Below are 17,674 nucleotides of genomic sequence, written 5' to 3'. Positions count from 1 at the left end.
GGACTAGCGTGGTCACTGTGGGCGCCACGTTCGTGACCGGCTCGCCGCACCCGTCCCTGCGCGGCGTGGTGCTGCGCTACGAGGGATTCGCCCAAAAGACGCCCGGACCCGTCGTCATCCGCGAATTGCCCGGCACCTTTGTGCCGGTGATCATCGACCTGGACGCGGGCTGGACGGTCGCCGACGGCCGCCGGCCGCAGTCGCAGATCAGGCTCGATTCGTTTGTCGCGGGGCTGACCGACGGGCCGGTCCTCGTCGGGCACGGCGGGTCGGCGCGCTGTCTGCAGATCGACTTGACCGTGCTCGGGGCGCGGCGGCTGCTCGGCGTCCCGATGAACGAGTTGGCCAATCTGTCGGTGCCCTTGGAGGACGTGCTCGGCCGGACGGCGGTGCAGTTCGTGCAGCGAGTCGGCGAGGCACCCGATTGGCCGACGCGCTTCTCGCTCATCGACGAGGCGATCCAGAGCCGTCTCGCGCAGGCACCGATCGTCGAGCCCGACATTGCGTGGTCGATTCGGCAGGTGGTGGACAGCGGTGGCACGACACCGATCGCGCATCTGGCCGACGAACTCGGGTGGAGTCACCGCAAGCTGATCGCGCGTTTCCGCGATGTGGTGGGACTACCGCCGAAGCGGGTCGCGCGGATCGCCCGCTTCGAGCGGCTGACGGCGATGCTGGCCGACGGCGCGGCGCTCGACTGGGCTGGCGCGGCCACGGAATGCGGCTATTTCGACCAGGCGCACCTGGCGCGGGAAGTGCGCGACCTCGCCGGCCTCACCCCCACCGAACTGCGGGCGGCCGGCGTAAATTTCGTCCAAGACGAGGCCATGCTCCCCGCCTAGCATCGGGCGTATGACCGAGACGATGACTATCAACGGGGCGTTTCCGATCGTCCCCTACAAGAACCCGCGCGAAGGGATCGCTTGGCTCGAGCGGACTTTCGGTGCGGTGGCGACCGCCGTGCACCCGCCGGATCCGGAGCTGCCGCTGGAGCATGCCGAGGTGAAGGTCGGCACCGGGCTGGTGATGATCAACGACGCCGAACGCGACGGCGGCAGCCCCTTCAACATGCCCGACCCGGTGCTGCTGTACGTGGTGGTCGACGATCCCGATGCGCTGCACGACCGCGCGGTCTCGGCCGGCGCCGACATCGTGATGGGGCTGACCGACCAGGATTACGGCTCACGCGACTTCGCGGTCCGCGATCCGCACGGCAACGTGTGGAGTTTCGGGACGTACCGACCCAGCCTGGGCTGAGGCGCGTGGCCTACCGGGTGTGGGGCCCCCAATTGCCGTACCAGCTGGCCGGATAGGACGGGGCCACCGCTGCGATGAGCAGCAGCGCCAGGGTCAGTGCGATCAGTGCGAACATCGTCGTTTCCTTTCGTGATGCCCGGCTGTTGTACATACGTGCAACAATCGCAATGTACGACCGAATGTGCCCCGCGCGAACAACTTGTGCGTGACGGAACACTGCCCGGATCCTGTGACCGCGGTCACATCCGACTGGTCAGGTACGGCCGCAGCGCCAGCAGGTAGATCGCAACCGCCGCGAGTGGTGCCGCCAACGGCAGCCACGGCAGCTGCACGGGCACCGCCGCGACGATCAGCGTCACGGTGGTGAAGCCAACGGCGCCAACCACACTCGGCCACGTCGTGGTGTCGACCGCCGAGGCGCCGACGGCGTGGCGCACCAGGATGTATGCCGCGGCCGACAGCCCGGACACCGCGACCAGCAGCGGCGATGGGTCCGATATCGCGATCGCCAGGACGGTGAGCAACACCGCGAGCGTGGCCGCTGACCGAACCCGCAGGCCGGCGATCACCGCGATCCCCGCCGACGCGGTCACCACCAGCCCGGCCCCGTCCGCCGGGGCAGCGACCGCGGCCACCATCAGCAGGCCGAACACCGTCGAGAACACGAGTGTCATGCCCGGCGCCTCCGCACCCGCCGACGGCGATCCGGCACCAACTGCATCGGTTGGTCCAACGGCGTGTCGGACCGCCACGACACCACGTCGACGCCGATCGTGCTCATATCGCGGTACATCGCCGACCGCTGCAGCGCCCACATCCTCGCGATGAGCGGATCGGGCTGGTTCTCGAAAGGTGCGCTGTCGAGGACGTCGACAGCGACCACGGTGTGCCCGCGCCGGCACAGGTCGATCAGCGCGAGCGCGAACTCGGTGGACAGCAATGTCGAGAACGCGATCACCACCGCACCGGGCGGGACGGCAGCGCGGGGCGCCAATGTGCCTGTGGTGGTTTCGAATCCGCTGCCGGCGCCCAGCACGGCGTCCAGCACCCGGTAGAACTGCCGTCGGCCGATGTCGACGCCCAGCCAGCGGGGCGCTCGGCCGCCGAGTGCGACGATGCCGGCACGGTCGCCGGCGCGCAGTGCGCTCTGCACCACCTGGGCGGCGCCGCGCGCGGTGCGCTCGGTGGCCGCTGTGGCCGGACCCGGCGGCTGTTCGCTGATGTCGATCAACACCACGACGTCGGCACCGCGGTCGGTCAACCGCTCGGTCACGTGCAGGCGGCCGCGGCGCGCGCTGACCGGCCAATTGATGGTGCGCAGTTGGTCGCCGGGCACGTAGGACCGCACGTCGGCGTACTCGACACCGGGCCCGATGTGACGAGTGAGATGGGTGCCGAGCCGATCAGGCAGCTCGGTGCGCGGTATCGCTGTCGATTGCGGTGCGGCCAAAGGAAATACGTACACCTCGGCGGCATCCACCGTCGCCGTCCCGGTCAGCAGTCCGCCGTAGGCCAGCGCCTCGACGCGGGCCCGGACCGGGTAGCGGCCCCACCGTGGCGCAGACGCCGTCACCGATTTGCGCAGCCGCGCACCGTCGTCGGCAACGTCGAGCTGCATGCCCTCTACGGCGGTGACCGTGAGGTCAAGGCCCACATCGCCGGCCTCGGCGGTGGCCCAGACGCATAGTTGCACCTGCTCGGATTCGAAGCACCGCACCGCGGCGGGCTCCCCGTGTACCTCGACTTTCGATGGCGGTCGCTGCCAGCCGATCGAACACAGCACACCGAGCAGCGGTGCCGCAAAGATGACGAGCTGCCAGCGCGATCCGATCAAGCCGGCCGCCAGCGCCGCCGCCGCGCACGTCGCGATCGCCGCCGTGAGATGCGATGGCCGCCAGGTGAATTCGGCCTGCACGCACCTGTTCTCGATCATTTCGCTCGCGGAACCGGCAGGCGGCGCAACAGTTCCGCCATGACGTCCGAACCGTGGATGCTGCGCACCCACATCTCGGGCCGCAGGCTGATCCGGTGCGCCATCGCCGCGACCGCCAGCGTCTTGACGTCCTCGGGGATGACGTAGTCGCGGCCCTGCAAAAGCGCACGCGCCCTTGCGAGTTGAACCAGGTCGAGTTCGGCTCGCGGGCTCGCGCCGACCGCCACCTGCGGATGGTGGCGAGTGGCCGTCGCCAGCGACACCACGTAATGCAGGACATCCTCGTGCACGGTCACCTGTTCGACCGATTCGCGCATGGCCAGGAAATCCTGCGCGTCCACCACCTGGTGCACGACCGGCTCGGCCGAACCGCGCTCAAGGCGCCGGCGCAGCATCGCCGTTTCATCCTGCTCCGAGAGGTAGTTGAGCTCCAGCCTGATCGCGAAGCGATCCAGTTGCGCTTCCGGCAGCGGATAGGTGCCCTCGTACTCGATCGGGTTGTCGGTGGCCAGCACCACAAAAGGCTCGGGCAGCCGGTGGGTTTCACCGTCGATGCTCACCTGGCGCTCGGCCATTGCCTCGAGCAACGCCGCCTGGGTTTTCGGTGGGGTGCGGTTGATCTCGTCTGCCATCAGTAGATTGGTGAAGATCGGCCCGGGCCGGAACTCGAAACGACCCGACTGCATGTCGTAGACGGTCGAGCCCAGCAGATCGGCGGGCAGCAGGTCCGGCGTGAACTGCACACGAGTGAATTTCAGCCCGAGCGCCGCGGCGAACGACCGCGCGATCAGGGTTTTACCCAGGCCGGGAAGATCCTCGATCAGCACGTGGCCGCGGGCAAGCAGGGTGATCAGAATGAGCGTGAGCGCGGAGCGTTTCCCGACCACCACCCGCTCGATCTCGTCGAGTACCGCCTCGGCGTGGGCCGTGGTGGTGGTGGCCGGCAGCCCGGCCGGCATCGTCATAGGAGCTCCAGTCGCCGCAGAATCTCGTTGAGTACCTCTCGCCCCGGTCCGGGGACGTTGCCGCCCTTGCGCGCGACGTTGTTCGGATCAACCCACTGCCACAGCTGCGGGCCGAACAGCATCCGGCCGGTGGCGTCGAATGCGGCCGGATCCTTGTGCTGCCGTTGGCCCGTCGCCGACGCGAATTCGCGTGCCAGCCGCGGCCGCAGGTGCCGATCCCAGTCGGTGCGGGTGGACTCGGCTCGGCTGACCAGTGTTTCGGTGTGAGACACCCAGCGCTGTAACAGCTCTGCGGGGTCGTTGGACTTCGGCTCGTCCGGCTCGCCGGTGTCGGCGCTGCTCAGAAACCAGCGCACACCCAGCAGCAGCATCGCCACCGCGGCGCCGGACGCCCACAGCACCGCCCGACGGTCGGGCGCGAAGATCGCGCAGACTTCTACGACCACCACCAGCAGGATCCCCGCAACCACGCGTTTGTTCATGCGACACTTCGCAATTCCGTGAGAACTCGCTCGAGGACACGCACCGCGACGTCGCGGTGTCCCTCGTTCATCACATGCGGGCTGAACCGGGCCTCGGCGAATAGATCGACCAATTCGGTGGCGCTGTCGGCGTGCAGCGCATGGTGTTCGACGGCGCGGGCCAGTACCTCTGAGGGCGTGTCGGAGTCCTGCGGCACGGCTCCCGGCGCGTTGGCGAGTGCGCGTTCCATCGCGGCGTAACACGCGATGATCGCCTCGCGCGGCTCCCTGCTCAGGTCGCCGATCTCAGCGAGGCCCAGTTCAGCTGCGCGCGCGAGCGATTCGGATGCGGGTTTGGCAGGCTCGGCCCGGAAGCGATTGTCGACGGGCGTATTGTGCGGGCGCGCAAGCCACTTCCTGCGAGCGTCGAGAACCGCTCCGACGGCAATCAACAACACCATGACGACGGTGGCCACGGCCAGGTAGATGAATGCATCCCCGCTCTGTTCCGGCGGGGGTTCGGGCATCTCTTCCGGCGCCGTGGCGGGGGCATCGCGGGGCGTCGTCGGACTCGCCGGCCTCGCCGCCTCGGGGTCGTCCATGGGTAACGGCACGTTGAACCGGGACAGCACCATGACCAGCAGCAGCCATGCGAGCAGGGCGCCGAGCCCGATCAGCAGGATGCGCCAGCCGGGCCGGCCAAGTTCGCGGCGCAGCGACGCGGGTGCCTCGTGCACGGCAGCGGGCCTGGGCGCCGTGCGACGCGATGTGAGGGCGGCGAACACAACGATCGACAACGACACGATCAGCAACGCCAGCACCGCGATTGAGCTGCCCGGCGAGCTTGTCGTTTCCTCGGCGGGCTCGCGGGCGGCCGGCGGCAGGTAACCGCGCAGCGCGATGCCCGCCACGACCAAGAGCACGACCACGGCGACCACACGCCCTGTCGCCTTGTCGATACTGGGCATCGCACACCACTCGATACGGCCGCGCGCCGCGGATGCGACGTCCGCGCTTGATTTCATCCTCGCACGAATCCCCGGGCCCAAGCGGCTAAGTGGAGGATTGAAGCCACCATTTGACTCGAATCCTCCATCTACGCGGCCGCGGCCGTCTCCTCAGGCGCTGCGGACGTCGAAGTGGGCCGGCTCGGGGTTGCGCAGCAATTCGCGGTGGCGTTCCGGAGTCCAGGGAAACAACTCGGGCAGACCGTCGCGACCGATATACCAGCTCGAACAGCCTGTCACCCAAATAGTCTGCGGCATAGCCGCTTTCATCTGCTCGTTATAGTCCTTGGTGGCCGCTTCGGTGGGCGCGGCGGCGGTGATTCGACCGTCGCGGATCTGGTTGATCCACCAGATCGCGTAATCGGCCTGATCCTCGGCGATCGTTATCAACGACTGATTGCCGATCGGCGAATGCGGGCCCATCAGCATGAACAGGTTCGGGAATCCCGGCACTGCGACCGACCGATACGCCGTCGGGCCGTCGGCCCAGGCCTCCTCCAACGTCAGCCCGTTCTCCCCGATGATCTGCATCGGCCGCACGTAGGCGCGGGCGTCGAAACCGGTTGCCAGCACCAGCACGTCCAGCTCGTGCAGGGTGCCGTCGGCGGTGACGACCCCGCGCGGTTCAACCGCCTCGATCGCGTCGGTGATCACCTCGACGCCGGGCCGCTGGACGGCTGGGTAGAAGTGCCCGGCCAGCACTTGGCGCTTACACATCGCCTGGTAATTCGGGGTGAGTTTGCGGCGCAACTCGGCGTCGCGCACCGAAAGCCGCAGATTCCATCGGCATGCCGTCTGGACCAGCCGCCGTTGCCAGCACGGCTGCACAGTGGCCCTGCCGAGTAACTGGCGGATGTAGAACCCCCAGCCGCGGTAGCCCACCTCGTTCAGTTTCGGCCACCGCCGCAACGCGGCCCGCGTCAGCGGCGAGTACCGCAGGTTGGGCGTCGGGAAGATCCACTGCGCGGTGCGCTGAAAGACCTTGAGCGCGCGGACCTTTCCGCCCAGCTCTGCGGTGATCTGAACGCCGGTCGAGCCGGTGCCGATCAGCCCGATTCGCTTGTCCGGCAATGAGACTGAGTGATCCCAGCGGGCCGAGTGGAACATCGGCCCGGCGAACGTCTCCAGCCCGGGGATGTCGGGATACCGCGGTAGCCGCAGCACACCCGTCGCTGTGATGAGGACGTCGAACGACTCCTCCTCGCCGGATCCGGTGTCGATAAACCAGCGCCCGTCGACGAACCGCGCCGCACGCACTTCGGTGCCGAACCTGATGTGGGGCCTGATGCCGAGGTCCTCGGCGACCCGGCGGAAGTACGCCTGGATCTCCGGGCCGGGCGACAACAGCCGCGACCATTCCGGATTCGGCCGGAACGAATACGTGTAGTAGCGCGACGGCACGTCGCAGGTCAGCCCCGGATAGGTGTTGTCCCGCCAGGTGCCGCCGACATCATCGGCCTGCTCGAATACGGTGTAGTTTTCGATGCCGGCGTCCTGCAGCTTGGCCGCCATGCACAGCCCGGACATCCCGGCGCCGATGACGGCGATCTGCAGTTGCCTCCGCTGTGCAGTCACCGGCACCTCCGAACGCTCAGAGCCGACCCATCTCCCGTGACATCGCTGAATGCTCAAGATAGGCCAGCCGTGACGGCTTATCGTGGCGAATCGGCTTATCCGCCGTCGGCGTCACGAACACGTCGTGCACGGACTGCGCGACCGCGGTGAGCGCGTCGGACAGGCGCCGGGTAACGGTCTTGCGTGGCAACGGAATGGCCGCCGCGGTGGCAAAGCGCACCTGCTGCTCGGTGATGACCACCGGTGTCGACGTCGTGGCGGGCGTGAGCGCCGCTTTCTGGGCTGTCGATGCCGAAATCAGTTCGGTCATATCAACTCTCCTCTGTCCGGCCCCGGCTAACCTGGGACCGCCATGGGGAGAAGTTACGGCCGGCCACCGGCTATCTCACGCGTAGTGCACTACCTGTTTCTGTGGCTAACACGCACACCTTTTGACGACCAAGTCAGCCCGCAGAAGTGCAGATCTGGCAAACAAGCACCTGAGTGCCGCCGGGCGACGCCATGCCTGTCGGCCCTAGACTTGCCGACGGACCGATGACCCGTACCCGAGACCACGACGCCTGCCCCGGCGCGCTCACCGTGCACCGGGCCGCTGATGGCGCGCTCGCCAGGATTCGGCTCCCCGGAGGGGTCCTCACCGCGGATCAGCTCGGGGCCCTCGCCCGCGTAGCAGCCGAATTCGGTTCCGGCACAATGGAATTGACATCCCGAGCCAATGTGCAGATCCGGGGCATCGGCGGTGACGAGGCCGCGAGTGCCGTCGCCGACGCCATCGCCGCTGCCGGTCTGCTGCCGTCCGCGACGCACGAACGTGTCCGCAACATCGTGGCGTCGCCGCTGTCGGGCCGCGCCGGTGGCGTCGCCGACATCCGCGACTGGGTGCATCGCCTCGACGCCGCGATCCAAGCCGGGCCGGCGCTCGCCCAACTGCCCGGCCGGTTCTGGTTCGGCATCGACGACGGCCGCGGCGACGTCTCCGGCCTGGCTGCCGACGTCGGCGTTCACGTGCTCGACGACGACACGGTCGCCCTGCTGCTCGCCGGCCGCGACACCGGCGTCCGCCTGCAGCCAGCCGACGTGGTGGCAGCCATGACGTCCGTCGCGGCGCGGTTCGCCGCCATCCGCGGAAAAGCTTGGCGGATAGCCGAACTCACCGACACCGGCCCGTTGCTGACAGGCCTGGCACGCACAGCAGATGCCGGGTCGACGTGGCCGCCTGTTACCCACCCACCCGTCGGCTGGATACCGCAGGCCGACGGACGGGTGGCGCTGGGCGCCGCCATGCCGCTCGGGCTGTTGCCGGCCCGCGTGGCGGAGTACCTCGCGGCGATCGAGGCGCCGATGGTGATCACGCCCTGGCGTTCGGTGCTGGTGTGCGACCTCGCCGAGGGCGTCGCCGACGCCGCGCTGCGGGTGCTGGCGCCGATGGGCTTGGTGTTCGACGAGACCTCGCCGTGGCTGGGCATCAGCGCGTGCACCGGCAGTCCCGGCTGCGAGCATTCGATGGCCGACGTGCGGGCCGACGCCGCCCGCGCGGTAACGACACCGGCCGCTGCGCACCGGCATTTCGTCGGGTGCGAACGGGCCTGCGGCAGCCCGCGCGGCGCCCAGGTGCTGATCGCGACCGGCGACGGTTACCGGCTGCGCACGCCGTAGGGTTATCGCGTGCTGGACTACGTGCGCGACGCCGCCGAGATCTATCGGCAGTCGTTTGCGACGATCCGCGCCGAGGCGGATCTGTCACGCTTCCCCGCCGACGTCGCTCGCGTGGTGGTGCGGCTGATCCACACCTGCGGGCAGGTCGACGTCGCCGAATACGTCGCCTACAGCGAGGACGTCGTCGCCAAGACCCACGCCGCCCTGGCCGCCGGAGCACCCGTGCTGTGTGACTCGTCGATGGTCGCCGCGGGCATCACCCGCTCACGGCTGCCCGCCGCAAACGAGGTGGTGTCGCTGGTTGCCGACGAGCGCGCGCCCGAACTGGCCGCCCGTCGCGAGACGACGCGGTCCGCGGCCGCTGTCGAACTGTGGGCCGACCGGCTGGGCGGTGCGGTGCTGGCCATCGGCAACGCACCCACCGCGTTGTTCCGGCTGCTGGAGCTTGTCGACGACGGCGTGCCCGCGCCCGCCGCGGTGCTCGGCGGCCCCGTCGGGTTCGTGGGCTCCGCGCAGTCCAAACAGGAACTGATCGACCGGCCGCGAGGCATGAGCTACCTGGTGGTGACGGGCCGGCGCGGCGGCAGCGCGATGGCGGCGGCCGCGGTCAATGCGATCGCGAGCGCGGCCGAATGAGGGGCACGCTCTACGGTGTCGGGCTCGGGCCCGGTGATCCCGAACTGGTCACCGTCAAGGCCGCCCGGGTGATCGGCGAGGCCGACGTGGTCGCCTACCACAGCGCCCGGCACGGCCGCAGCATCGCACGCAGCATCGCCGAACCGTACTTGCGGCCCGGGCAGATCGAAGAGCACCTGGTGTATCCGGTGACCACCGAGACCACCGACCATCCCCGCGGGTACGCAGGCGCCATCGAGGACTTCTACCGCGAGTCGGCCGAGCGCATCGCCGCCCACCTCGAGGCGGGTCGCGACGTCGCGCTGCTGGCCGAGGGCGACCCACTGTTCTACAGCTCGTATATGCATATGCACACCCGGCTGACGGAACGCTTCAACGCCGTCACCGTGCCCGGTGTGACGTCGGTGAGCGCGGCCTCGGCGGCCACCGGCACCCCGCTGGTGCAGGGCGACGAAGTGCTGACCATCCTGCCGGGAACCTTGCCCGTCGACGAGCTCAAGCGCCGGCTCGCCGACACCGACGCCGCCGTGGTGCTCAAGCTGGGGCGCTCGTATCCCGCTGTGCGGGAAGCGCTTTCGTCGACCGGTCGGCTGGATGAGGCGTTCTATGTGGAACGGGCCAGCACCCCGCAGCAACGGGTGCTGGCGGCCGGCGACGTCGACGACGCGAAGGTGCCGTACTTCTCGCTGGCGATGATCCCCGGCACCCGGCGCGCCGCAGCGCCCGCCGGCAGCGTCGCGGTCGTGGGGCTGGGGCCGGGCGACACCGACTGGATGACGCCGCAGAGCCGCCGCGAGCTGGCCGCGGCCACCGACCTGATCGGTTACGGGCCCTACCTGGACCGCATCGGCGTCCGGGACGGGCAGCGCCGTCATCCCAGCGACAACACCGACGAACCCGCCCGCGCCCGGCTGGCCTGCACGCTGGCCGAACAGGGCCGCGCAGTCGCGGTGGTGTCCTCGGGCGACCCCGGCGTGTTCGCGATGGCCACCGCCGTGCTCGAGGAGGCCAAGCAGTGGCCCGGCGTGGCGGTGCGGGTGATCCCCGCAATGACGGCGGCCCAGGCCGTCGCCAGCCGGGTCGGCGCGCCGCTCGGCCACGACTACGCGGTGATCTCGCTGTCCGACCGGCTCAAGCCGTGGGACGTCATCGCGAAACGGCTGACCGCCGCGGCACAGGCCGATCTGGTGCTGGCGATCTACAACCCCGCATCGAAGACGCGGACATGGCAGGTCGGCGCGATGCGCGATCTGCTGCTCGAGCATCGGGACCCGGGCACTCCGGTGGTGATCGGCCGTGACGTGTCGGGCCCGCGTGAACAGGTCAAGGTGGTGCGGCTGGCCGACCTGGAACCCGGCGAGGTCGACATGCGGTGCCTGCTCATCATCGGGTCATCGCAGACGCAGTGGTACTCCGCGGACTCGACGGACCGAGTCTTCACGCCGCGGCGCTACCCGGGGTAGCCTTCTGACTGCTGTCGATGAGCGTTGACAGCTGTCAGCTCGAGCGGAGGTCGCGTGGCGCAGGCAATGCCGGTTCGATCCCCCACCGACCGTCGCCAACCCCAGCGCAGCGACCAGCGCCGCACCGCCATCCTCGAGGCGCTCAACGAGCATCTGAGGAATACGGGATTCGACGCGCTGAACATCGCCGAGGTGGCGCGACAGGCCGGCGTCGGACGGTCGGCCTTCTACTTCTATTTCGAGAACAAGGCCGCCGCGGTGGCCGCCCTGCTCGAACCCATGCACGACGCGGTGTTCGCGGCCAACGAGATTCTGGCCGACACCGGCGAGCCACCGCGCAAGCGGATCCGTGACACGCTCGAGGCGGTGCTGCGGACCGGCGAGCAGCATCGCTACCTGTTCCAAGCCATGCTCGAGGCGCGCGGCGCCAGCAGTGCGGTGCGAGACATGTGGGACAACGCGCGAGAGTCCTTCGTCCCGGCGGTGTCGGCTGTGATCGCCGCCGAACGCGCCAGCGGGCGCGCACCGGATGGACCGCATCCGGATGTACTCGCAAGCCTGCTACTGGAATTCAACGATCGACTGCTGGAGCGGTTCATCCTCGGTGGACCACTGGACCGCGATCAGCTGCTGGAAGGTGCGGAGGCGGTGTGGATGGGAACGATCTACGGGGCGACGGCATGAGTATCCCGCGCCGGCCCGCCGATGTGACGCCGCAGTGGCTGGGGTCGGTGCTGGATCGCGACATCCGAGAGGTCACCGTGCAACCGATCGGCACCGGGCAGACCGGAGCGACGTATCGCGTATCGGTGACCTACGCGGACGATTCAGCAGACCTGCCTGCCACATTCGCGCTCAAACTGCCCGCGCAGGACGACGCCGTGCGCGAGCGAGTGGCACTCGGATACCGCTCGGAAGTCGAGTTCTACACCGTTGTCGCCGATCGGATGCGCATCCCCGTACCGCGCTGCTTTCACAGCGAGATCTCCGACGACGGCGCCGATTTCGCGTTGCTGCTGGCCGATATGGCGCCCGCGGTGCAGGGCGATCAAATCGCGGGCTGCAGTCCGGCCGAGGCCCGGCTGGCGGTGGACGCGCTGGCCGGACTTCACGGGCCCAGCTGGTGCGATCCGGCCTGGATGCAGTTGCCCTGCATCGTGATGCCGAAACCGGGTGACGAAGCCGCGGCGAAGGGGCTTGGTGACGTCGCACGGATGGCAGCGGAGATCACCGTCGACAAACTCGGTGAGGCCATCAGTGTCGAAGACCGCGAAACCCTCACCGCCGCAATGGGGATGGTGACGCCGTGGCTGATGGCCGAACCGGACAGGTTCGCACTGATGCACGGCGACTATCGGCTCGACAACATGCTGTTCGATCCGGATCGCACCCGAATCACCGTGGTGGACTGGCAGACGCTCGGGGTCGGCCTTGCCGGCCGGGATCTCGCATACTTCACCGCCACCAGCCTGCTCCCGGAAGTGCGGTCGACGATCGAGAAGGATCTGGTGGGGCACTACCACCGCGCGCTGTCCACGTACGTCGCGGACTACGACGCCGAAACGTGTTGGCGCGACTACCGCCTTGGTGTCCTGCAGGCTCCGCTGCTCACCACTCTGGGTTTCGCATTCGCATCGTCCACCGAGCGGGGTGACGAAATGATCGCGACCATGGTTCACCGAGGCTGCCGGGCTATCCGCGAGTTGGGCTCCCTGGACATGATCGCCTGACCCAGTCGGCGGCCTCCTCGACCGTGTGCACCGTGTGCACACCGGGCGGCAGGGGCGGGCGGTCCACCATCACCACCGGCACGCCCAGCGTCGCGGCGGCCTGCAGTTTCGGCTGGGTCATCTCGCCGCCGCTGTTCTTGGTGACCAGCGCGTTGATCCTGTGCTCGCGCAACAGGTTCAGCTCGCCGTCGTAGTGATAGGGCCCCCGCGACAGCAAAAGTTCGTGCCGCGGCGGCAGGGCGTCGCTGTCGGGCTCGGTGACCGCGCGTATCAGGAACCAGGCGTCGACGTCCTTGAACACACTGACACCGGATCGACCGGTGGTGAGAAAAACCCGCGAATACCCGTGGCGTGCCACGGTTTCGGCGGCCTCCACATCCGAACGCACCACGATCGCGTCCCCGGACGGCCAGGCCGGACGGGCCAGCACCAGGTGCGGCAGACCTAGCTCGGCGCAGATCTGCGCTCCATGCGTGGTGATGGTGGCCGCGAACGGGTGGGTGGCATCGACAACGGCGTCAATGCGGTTGTCGCGCAACCATCGCCGCATGCCGTCGACTCCACCGAATCCGCCGATCCGTACCTCGCCCACCGGAAGAGCCGGATCGGGTACCCGCCCGGCCAGCGAACTGACCACATCCACCTCGGGATGCAGTGCCGCCGCCAAGGCGCGCGCCTCGCCGGTGCCGCCGAGCAGCAGGACGCGCATCAGTGCCGGCTTCCGCGGCGTCGCCCCGATGAATACAGGTAGCTGTCCGAAAAGCCTTCCGCGGCGAGCACCTCGCCGACGACGATGACGGCGGTGCGGGTGATATCGGCGGCACCCATCTCTTCCGCCAGGTCGGTGAGCGTGCAGCGCAGCACCTGTTGTTGCGGCCAGCTGGCGAATGCGACCACGGCGCAGGGCGTTTCGGGCCGATACCCGCCGGAGAGCAGCTGCGGCACGATCGCGTCGACCTGCGCCGCGGCCAGATGCAGCACCAGCGTGGCCCCCGGCGCGGCCAACTTCTCCAGTTCCTCGCCGGGTGGCATCGCGGTCGACAGCGTCGCCACCCGGGTCAGCGTGACGGTCTGCGCGACACCGGGAACGGTCAGTTCCCGCCCGAGCGCCGCGGCGGCGGCCGCGAATGCCGGTACCCCCGGCACGATGTCGTAGTCGATGCCGAGGACGTCCAGACGGCGGCACTGTTCGGCCAGCGCACTGTAGAGCGACGGGTCACCGGAGTGCAGCCGGGCCACATCCAGGCCGGCGGCGTGGGCATCTGCGATTTCGGTGACGATCTGGTCCAGCGTCAGCGGTCCGGTGTCGACGACGCGGGCATCCGGCGGGCACAGCGCCAGCAGATCGTCGGGCATGATCGAGCCGGCATACAGGCAGACCGGGCAACGGCTCAGCAACCGCTGCCCGCGCACGGTGATCAGATCGGCGGCGCCCGGGCCGGCACCGATGAAGTAGACGGTCACGGCTTGACCACGATCCATTGCGTGACCGGCATCGCCGGTCGCCAACCGGTGAACCCGCCCAAAGGTTCGCCGCGGTAGTGCTGGTAGCGCCGCAGTTCACCGGTGATCCGCGTATTCCACTGCATCAACACCATTTCCGATTCTGCGGTGACGGCATTGGCGACCAGGCGGCCACCGGCGGGTAACCGCTCGAAGCATCGCTCGACGAGGTCGGGCTGAGTCACACCGCCCCCGATGAAAACCACATCAGGGACAGAAGCCCCGTCGAAGCACTCCGGCGCCGATCCGCGCACGTCGATGTCCACACCGAAAGCCCTTGCGTTGGCCGCGATCCTGGCGCGGCGCTGCTCGTCACGTTCGAAAGCGACCGCGGCACAGCCTGACCCGCTGCGGCACCATTCGACCGCGATGCTGCCCGAGCCGGCCCCGACGTCCCACAGCAGCGCACCGGGCCGGGGCGCCAACGCCGCCAACGTGACCGCGCGCATCGGCTGTTTGGTGAGCTGCCCGTCGTGGGCCAGTGCGTCGTCGGGCAGCGTCTGCAGCATCCGGTCGTCCGGCAGGTACTCGACCGCGATGACGTTGAGGGCGTCGACGTCGTCGGGCGGGTTGGCCGCCCAGTCTCTGGCGATGCCGTCGCGGCGGCGCTCACGAGGCCCGCCCAGCTGTTCGAGCACGCTGAGCCGGGAGTCGCCGCGGTCGGTCTCGAGCAGCAGCCGCGCCAGCTCAGCAGGGGTAGAACTATTGCGGGACAACACGATTGCTCGACCACCGCGGCGTACGGCGAGATGCGGGGCGCGGGTCACCACGCTGATCACCTCGGTGTCCGGCACGGACCACCCCAGCCGCGCGCACGCCAGCGTCACACACGACACGTGCGGCAGCACCGTCACGGCGGCGGCACCGAACAGCCGCACCAACGTGGCGCCGATGCCGTGCATCATCGGATCGCCCGACGCGACGACGTGCACGGTGCCGGTCGCCTGACGCAGCGCGATCTCGAGGTCGGGCAGCATCGGTGACGGGAACTCGACACGCTGCGCGGTGACGGTGTCGTCGAGCAGGTCGAGTTGGCGCTTCGATCCGTAAACGGTTGTGGCAGAGACGAGTTCGTCTCGCGACGTCTGCGCCAGCCCCGCCATGCCGTCGGCCCCGATCCCGACCACCACGATGCGCGGGCTCATCGCGGCATCCTGCGCCAGACGAACTGTGGCATCAACCGTGCCGCGAACGCGACCGCCCCCAGCCGCCGCGGCACCCACACGCTGCGTCGCTGGCGAGCCAGCGCCCGAGCCGTGGCCTCGGCCACCCGCGCCGGCGTGATCGACATGGGCGCAGGCGCCATACCTTGCGTCATCCGGCCGATGACGAATCCGGGTCGCACGATGAGCAGCCGCACACCCGAGCCGTGCAGCGCGTCGGCCAGCCCGCTGGCGAAGCCGTCCAGCCCGGCCTTGGCCGAGCCGTACACGTAGTTGGCGCGACGGACCCGCGCCCCCGCGATCGACGAGAAGACCACGATCGCGCCGCGGCCGGCCGTGCGCATGGTGGACGCCAGCACGGTCAGCAGGCTGACCTGCGCGACGTAGTCGGTGTGCACGATCGCCACGGCGTGGGCCGGATCGGTTTCGGCGCGGGCCTGATCGCCGAGGATGCCGAACGCCAGCACCGCGGTGCTGATCGGCCCGTGCTCGGCGACGATCGACTCGACCAGCGGGCCGTGCGAGGCGAGGTCGTCGGCGTCGAACTCATAGGTATGCACGGCGGCGGCCCCGGCCGCGCGGACTGCGGCGACCTGCTCGTCGAGCCGATCGGCGCCGCGGGCCGCGAGCAGCACCGTCGCACCGGGAGCCAGGCGCGTGGCGAGCTCGGTGCCGATTTCGCTGCGGCCGCCGAAAATCACGACGAGCCCGCCGTCCGTGTCCTTCACGGCTGCGATTATTCACTGCGCTACCGTGTGCACTGATGGCGAAGGCAACCACCCGGCTCACCAACGATGCGTTGGCGTTTCTGACCGAGCGGCATCTGGCCATGCTCACCACCCTGCGCGGCGACGGCTCTCCGCATGTGGTGGCCGTCGGATTCACGTTCGATCCGAAGACCCACATCGCGCGGGTGATCACCACCGGGGGTTCGCAGAAGGCGGTGAACGCGCAGGAACGCGGGATCGCGGTGCTGAGCCAGGTCGACGGCGCGCGCTGGTTGTCGCTGGAAGGCAAGGCGACGGTGGACACCGATGCCGACGCGGTCCGTGACGCCGAGCTGCGCTACGCCCAGCGCTACCGCACGCCGCGGGTGAATCCCCGCCGCGTGGTGATCGAGGTGCGCGTCGAGCGGGTGCTCGGGTCGTCGGATCTGCTGGACCGCGGCGAGGATTAGACCACCATCAGCTCGTGCGGGCGGTTGTTGACGGGCAATGCGCCGTCGGCGGTCACGATGACGATGTCCTCGATGCGGGCACCCCACCGACCCGGAAAGTAGATCCCCGGCTCGATGCTGAACGCCATCCCTTCCTCGAGCGGCAGATCGTTGCCCGCGACGATGTAGGGCTCCTCGTGCACCGACAGCCCGATGCCGTGTCCGGTGCGATGCACGAACGCGTCGGCCAGCCCCTCGGCGGCCAGCACGTCGCGCGCGGCGGCGTCCACCTGCGCGGCTGTGACGCCCGGGCGCACCGCCTCGACCGCGGCCCGTTGCGCCCGCTGCAGCACCGAGTAGCGGTGCGCCACCTGTAGGTCCGGCTCGCCGATGCTGTACGTGCGCGTCGAATCGGAGTGGTAGCCAGGCTCATAGGCCCCGCCGATGTCCACCACGACGATGTCGCCGGCGCGCAGCTCGCGGTCGGAGCACTCATGATGCGGGTCGGCGCCGTGCGGGCCAGAGCCGACGATGATGAACGCGACCTCCGAATGCCCTTCGGCGACAATTGCTTCGGCGATGTCGGCGGCGACATCGGCCTCGGTGCGACCCGGCACCAGGAACTCCGGCACCCGCTGATGCACCCGGTCGATCGCCTCGCCCGCCTTGCGCAAAGCGTCGATCTCGGCGGCGTCCTTGATCATGCGCAGCCGCCGCAGCACGTCGGTGGCCAGCACCGGGACCGCCCCGAGCACATCGGCCAAGGGCAGCAGGTGCAACGCGGGCATGGAGTCGGTCACCGCGGTCTTGTTCACCCCGCCGCCCAGCGCAGCGGCCACCAACCGGTACGGGTCGTCACCGTCCACCCAATCCCGCACGGCCACACCCAGTTCGGTGATCGCCGACTCTTTCAGCGACGCCAACTCCAGCCGTGGCACGACGATGGCCGGATCACCTTCTGCGGGCAGCACCAGCGCGGTCAGCCGTTCGAAGGTCTGCGCTCGCGACCCGACCAGGTAGCGCAGGTCGTATCCGGGTGTGATCACCAACCCGGCCAGCCCGGCCTGCGCGGTGGCCGTTGCGGCCGCCTGCAACCGCCGGGCATAGACATCGGTGCTGAATCGGCTGGGACTCATTGGTAGTCAGGGGCGCGGTGTCGGCAAGGCAGA

General features: G+C 69.1%; 20 protein-coding genes. 8 read left to right on the top strand and 12 right to left on the bottom strand.

Annotation, left to right across the window (positions count from 1 at the left end):
- The first annotated feature begins 17 nt into the window (after nucleotides 1-17).
- Together CWS39_RS22305 and CWS39_RS22300 are read left to right on the top strand one after the other, a co-directional pair.
- Nucleotides 18-842 carry an AraC family transcriptional regulator gene (locus tag CWS39_RS22305; protein ID WP_142386908.1) on the top strand — a complete coding sequence of 275 codons (825 nt, stop codon included), beginning with the start codon at nucleotides 18-20 and terminating at the stop codon, nucleotides 840-842.
- Between the two features lie 10 nt (nucleotides 843-852).
- Entirely contained in the window at nucleotides 853-1,257 is a 405-nt protein-coding gene (locus CWS39_RS22300) for a VOC family protein (RefSeq protein ID WP_199178254.1), read from the top strand.
- Between the two features lie 239 nt (nucleotides 1,258-1,496).
- On the opposite strand, the gene CWS39_RS22295 is transcribed toward CWS39_RS22300, so the two are convergent.
- The 7 genes from CWS39_RS22295 to CWS39_RS22265 form a co-directional block, all read right to left on the bottom strand.
- Nucleotides 1,497-1,931: a hypothetical protein gene (locus CWS39_RS22295; RefSeq protein WP_102145085.1), complete on the bottom strand. Its 435-nt coding sequence runs from the start codon at nucleotides 1,929-1,931 to the stop codon at nucleotides 1,497-1,499.
- The gene (locus CWS39_RS22290) at nucleotides 1,928-3,190 is read right to left on the bottom strand and encodes a DUF58 domain-containing protein (protein ID WP_102145084.1); all 1,263 of its coding nucleotides are present in this window, start codon (nucleotides 3,188-3,190) and stop codon (nucleotides 1,928-1,930) included. Before CWS39_RS22290 ends, CWS39_RS22295 begins: the two co-directional genes overlap by 4 nt.
- Nucleotides 3,187-4,149: an AAA family ATPase gene (locus CWS39_RS22285; protein ID WP_102145083.1), complete on the bottom strand. Its 963-nt coding sequence runs from the start codon at nucleotides 4,147-4,149 to the stop codon at nucleotides 3,187-3,189. Before CWS39_RS22285 ends, CWS39_RS22290 begins: the two co-directional genes overlap by 4 nt.
- Nucleotides 4,150-4,151: 2 nt before the next feature.
- Complete coding sequence (locus CWS39_RS22280) at nucleotides 4,152-4,637, bottom strand: hypothetical protein (RefSeq protein ID WP_102145082.1); 486 nt, start codon at nucleotides 4,635-4,637, stop codon at nucleotides 4,152-4,154.
- The gene (locus CWS39_RS22275) at nucleotides 4,634-5,584 is read right to left on the bottom strand and encodes a DUF4129 domain-containing protein (RefSeq protein ID WP_102145081.1); all 951 of its coding nucleotides are present in this window, start codon (nucleotides 5,582-5,584) and stop codon (nucleotides 4,634-4,636) included. The genes CWS39_RS22280 and CWS39_RS22275 overlap by 4 nt, the downstream gene beginning before the upstream one ends.
- Before the next feature lie 150 nt (nucleotides 5,585-5,734).
- Entirely contained in the window at nucleotides 5,735-7,198 is a 1,464-nt protein-coding gene (locus CWS39_RS22270) for a flavin-containing monooxygenase (protein ID WP_431306169.1), read from the bottom strand.
- A gap of 16 nt (nucleotides 7,199-7,214) precedes the next feature.
- Entirely contained in the window at nucleotides 7,215-7,508 is a 294-nt protein-coding gene (locus CWS39_RS22265; protein ID WP_102145079.1) for a hypothetical protein, read from the bottom strand.
- 224 nt (nucleotides 7,509-7,732) lie between these two features.
- Between CWS39_RS22265 and cobG the strand changes: the two genes are divergently transcribed.
- From cobG to CWS39_RS22240, 5 genes are all read left to right on the top strand, one after another.
- Nucleotides 7,733-8,854 carry a precorrin-3B synthase gene (gene cobG / locus CWS39_RS22260; RefSeq protein WP_102145078.1) on the top strand — a complete coding sequence of 374 codons (1,122 nt, stop codon included), beginning with the start codon at nucleotides 7,733-7,735 and terminating at the stop codon, nucleotides 8,852-8,854.
- A gap of 9 nt (nucleotides 8,855-8,863) precedes the next feature.
- Nucleotides 8,864-9,490, top strand: coding sequence for a precorrin-8X methylmutase (locus tag CWS39_RS22255; protein WP_102145077.1), 627 nt, complete (start codon nucleotides 8,864-8,866; stop codon nucleotides 9,488-9,490).
- Nucleotides 9,487-10,953, top strand: a complete 1,467-nt coding sequence (locus tag CWS39_RS22250; protein WP_102145076.1) for a precorrin-2 C(20)-methyltransferase — start codon at nucleotides 9,487-9,489, stop codon at nucleotides 10,951-10,953. Before CWS39_RS22255 ends, CWS39_RS22250 begins: the two co-directional genes overlap by 4 nt.
- A 66-nt stretch (nucleotides 10,954-11,019) precedes the next feature.
- Nucleotides 11,020-11,637 (top strand): TetR/AcrR family transcriptional regulator, encoded by a 618-nt coding sequence (locus CWS39_RS22245; protein ID WP_102145113.1) that lies wholly within the window; start codon nucleotides 11,020-11,022, stop codon nucleotides 11,635-11,637.
- Nucleotides 11,634-12,683 (top strand): phosphotransferase family protein, encoded by a 1,050-nt coding sequence (locus CWS39_RS22240; protein WP_102145075.1) that lies wholly within the window; start codon nucleotides 11,634-11,636, stop codon nucleotides 12,681-12,683. Before CWS39_RS22245 ends, CWS39_RS22240 begins: the two co-directional genes overlap by 4 nt.
- Here CWS39_RS22240 and CWS39_RS22235 read toward each other — a convergent pair.
- Genes CWS39_RS22235 through dprE2 form a run of 4 tightly spaced genes read right to left on the bottom strand, consistent with a single transcriptional unit; the run spans nucleotide 12,646 to nucleotide 16,077 of the window.
- Nucleotides 12,646-13,392, bottom strand: coding sequence for a cobalt-precorrin-6A reductase (locus CWS39_RS22235; protein WP_102145074.1), 747 nt, complete (start codon nucleotides 13,390-13,392; stop codon nucleotides 12,646-12,648). The genes CWS39_RS22240 and CWS39_RS22235 overlap by 38 nt on opposite strands.
- A complete protein-coding gene (gene cobM, locus CWS39_RS22230) occupies nucleotides 13,392-14,147 on the bottom strand; it encodes a precorrin-4 C(11)-methyltransferase (protein WP_102145073.1) in 756 nt (251 codons plus the stop codon). The genes CWS39_RS22235 and cobM overlap by 1 nt, the downstream gene beginning before the upstream one ends.
- Complete coding sequence (cbiE, locus tag CWS39_RS22225) at nucleotides 14,144-15,331, bottom strand: precorrin-6y C5,15-methyltransferase (decarboxylating) subunit CbiE (protein WP_102145072.1); 1,188 nt, start codon at nucleotides 15,329-15,331, stop codon at nucleotides 14,144-14,146. The genes cobM and cbiE overlap by 4 nt, the downstream gene beginning before the upstream one ends.
- The gene (gene dprE2 / locus CWS39_RS22220) at nucleotides 15,328-16,077 is read right to left on the bottom strand and encodes a decaprenylphospho-beta-D-erythro-pentofuranosid-2-ulose 2-reductase (protein WP_102145071.1); all 750 of its coding nucleotides are present in this window, start codon (nucleotides 16,075-16,077) and stop codon (nucleotides 15,328-15,330) included. The genes cbiE and dprE2 overlap by 4 nt, the downstream gene beginning before the upstream one ends.
- A 35-nt stretch (nucleotides 16,078-16,112) precedes the next feature.
- Between dprE2 and CWS39_RS22215 the strand changes: the two genes are divergently transcribed.
- Nucleotides 16,113-16,526 (top strand): F420-dependent biliverdin reductase, encoded by a 414-nt coding sequence (locus tag CWS39_RS22215; protein ID WP_102145070.1) that lies wholly within the window; start codon nucleotides 16,113-16,115, stop codon nucleotides 16,524-16,526.
- On the opposite strand, the gene CWS39_RS22210 is transcribed toward CWS39_RS22215, so the two are convergent.
- A complete protein-coding gene (locus CWS39_RS22210) occupies nucleotides 16,523-17,641 on the bottom strand; it encodes a M24 family metallopeptidase (protein ID WP_102145069.1) in 1,119 nt (372 codons plus the stop codon). The genes CWS39_RS22215 and CWS39_RS22210 overlap by 4 nt on opposite strands.
- Nucleotides 17,642-17,674 lie beyond the last annotated feature (33 nt).

Origin of the sequence: Mycobacterium hubeiense, from assembly GCF_002838065.1 — a bacterium.
GTDB lineage: Bacteria > Actinomycetota > Actinomycetes > Mycobacteriales > Mycobacteriaceae > Mycobacterium > Mycobacterium hubeiense.
The sequence above is the reverse complement of the archived record's forward strand: the minus strand, read 5'-3'. Positions and strand labels throughout refer to the sequence as shown.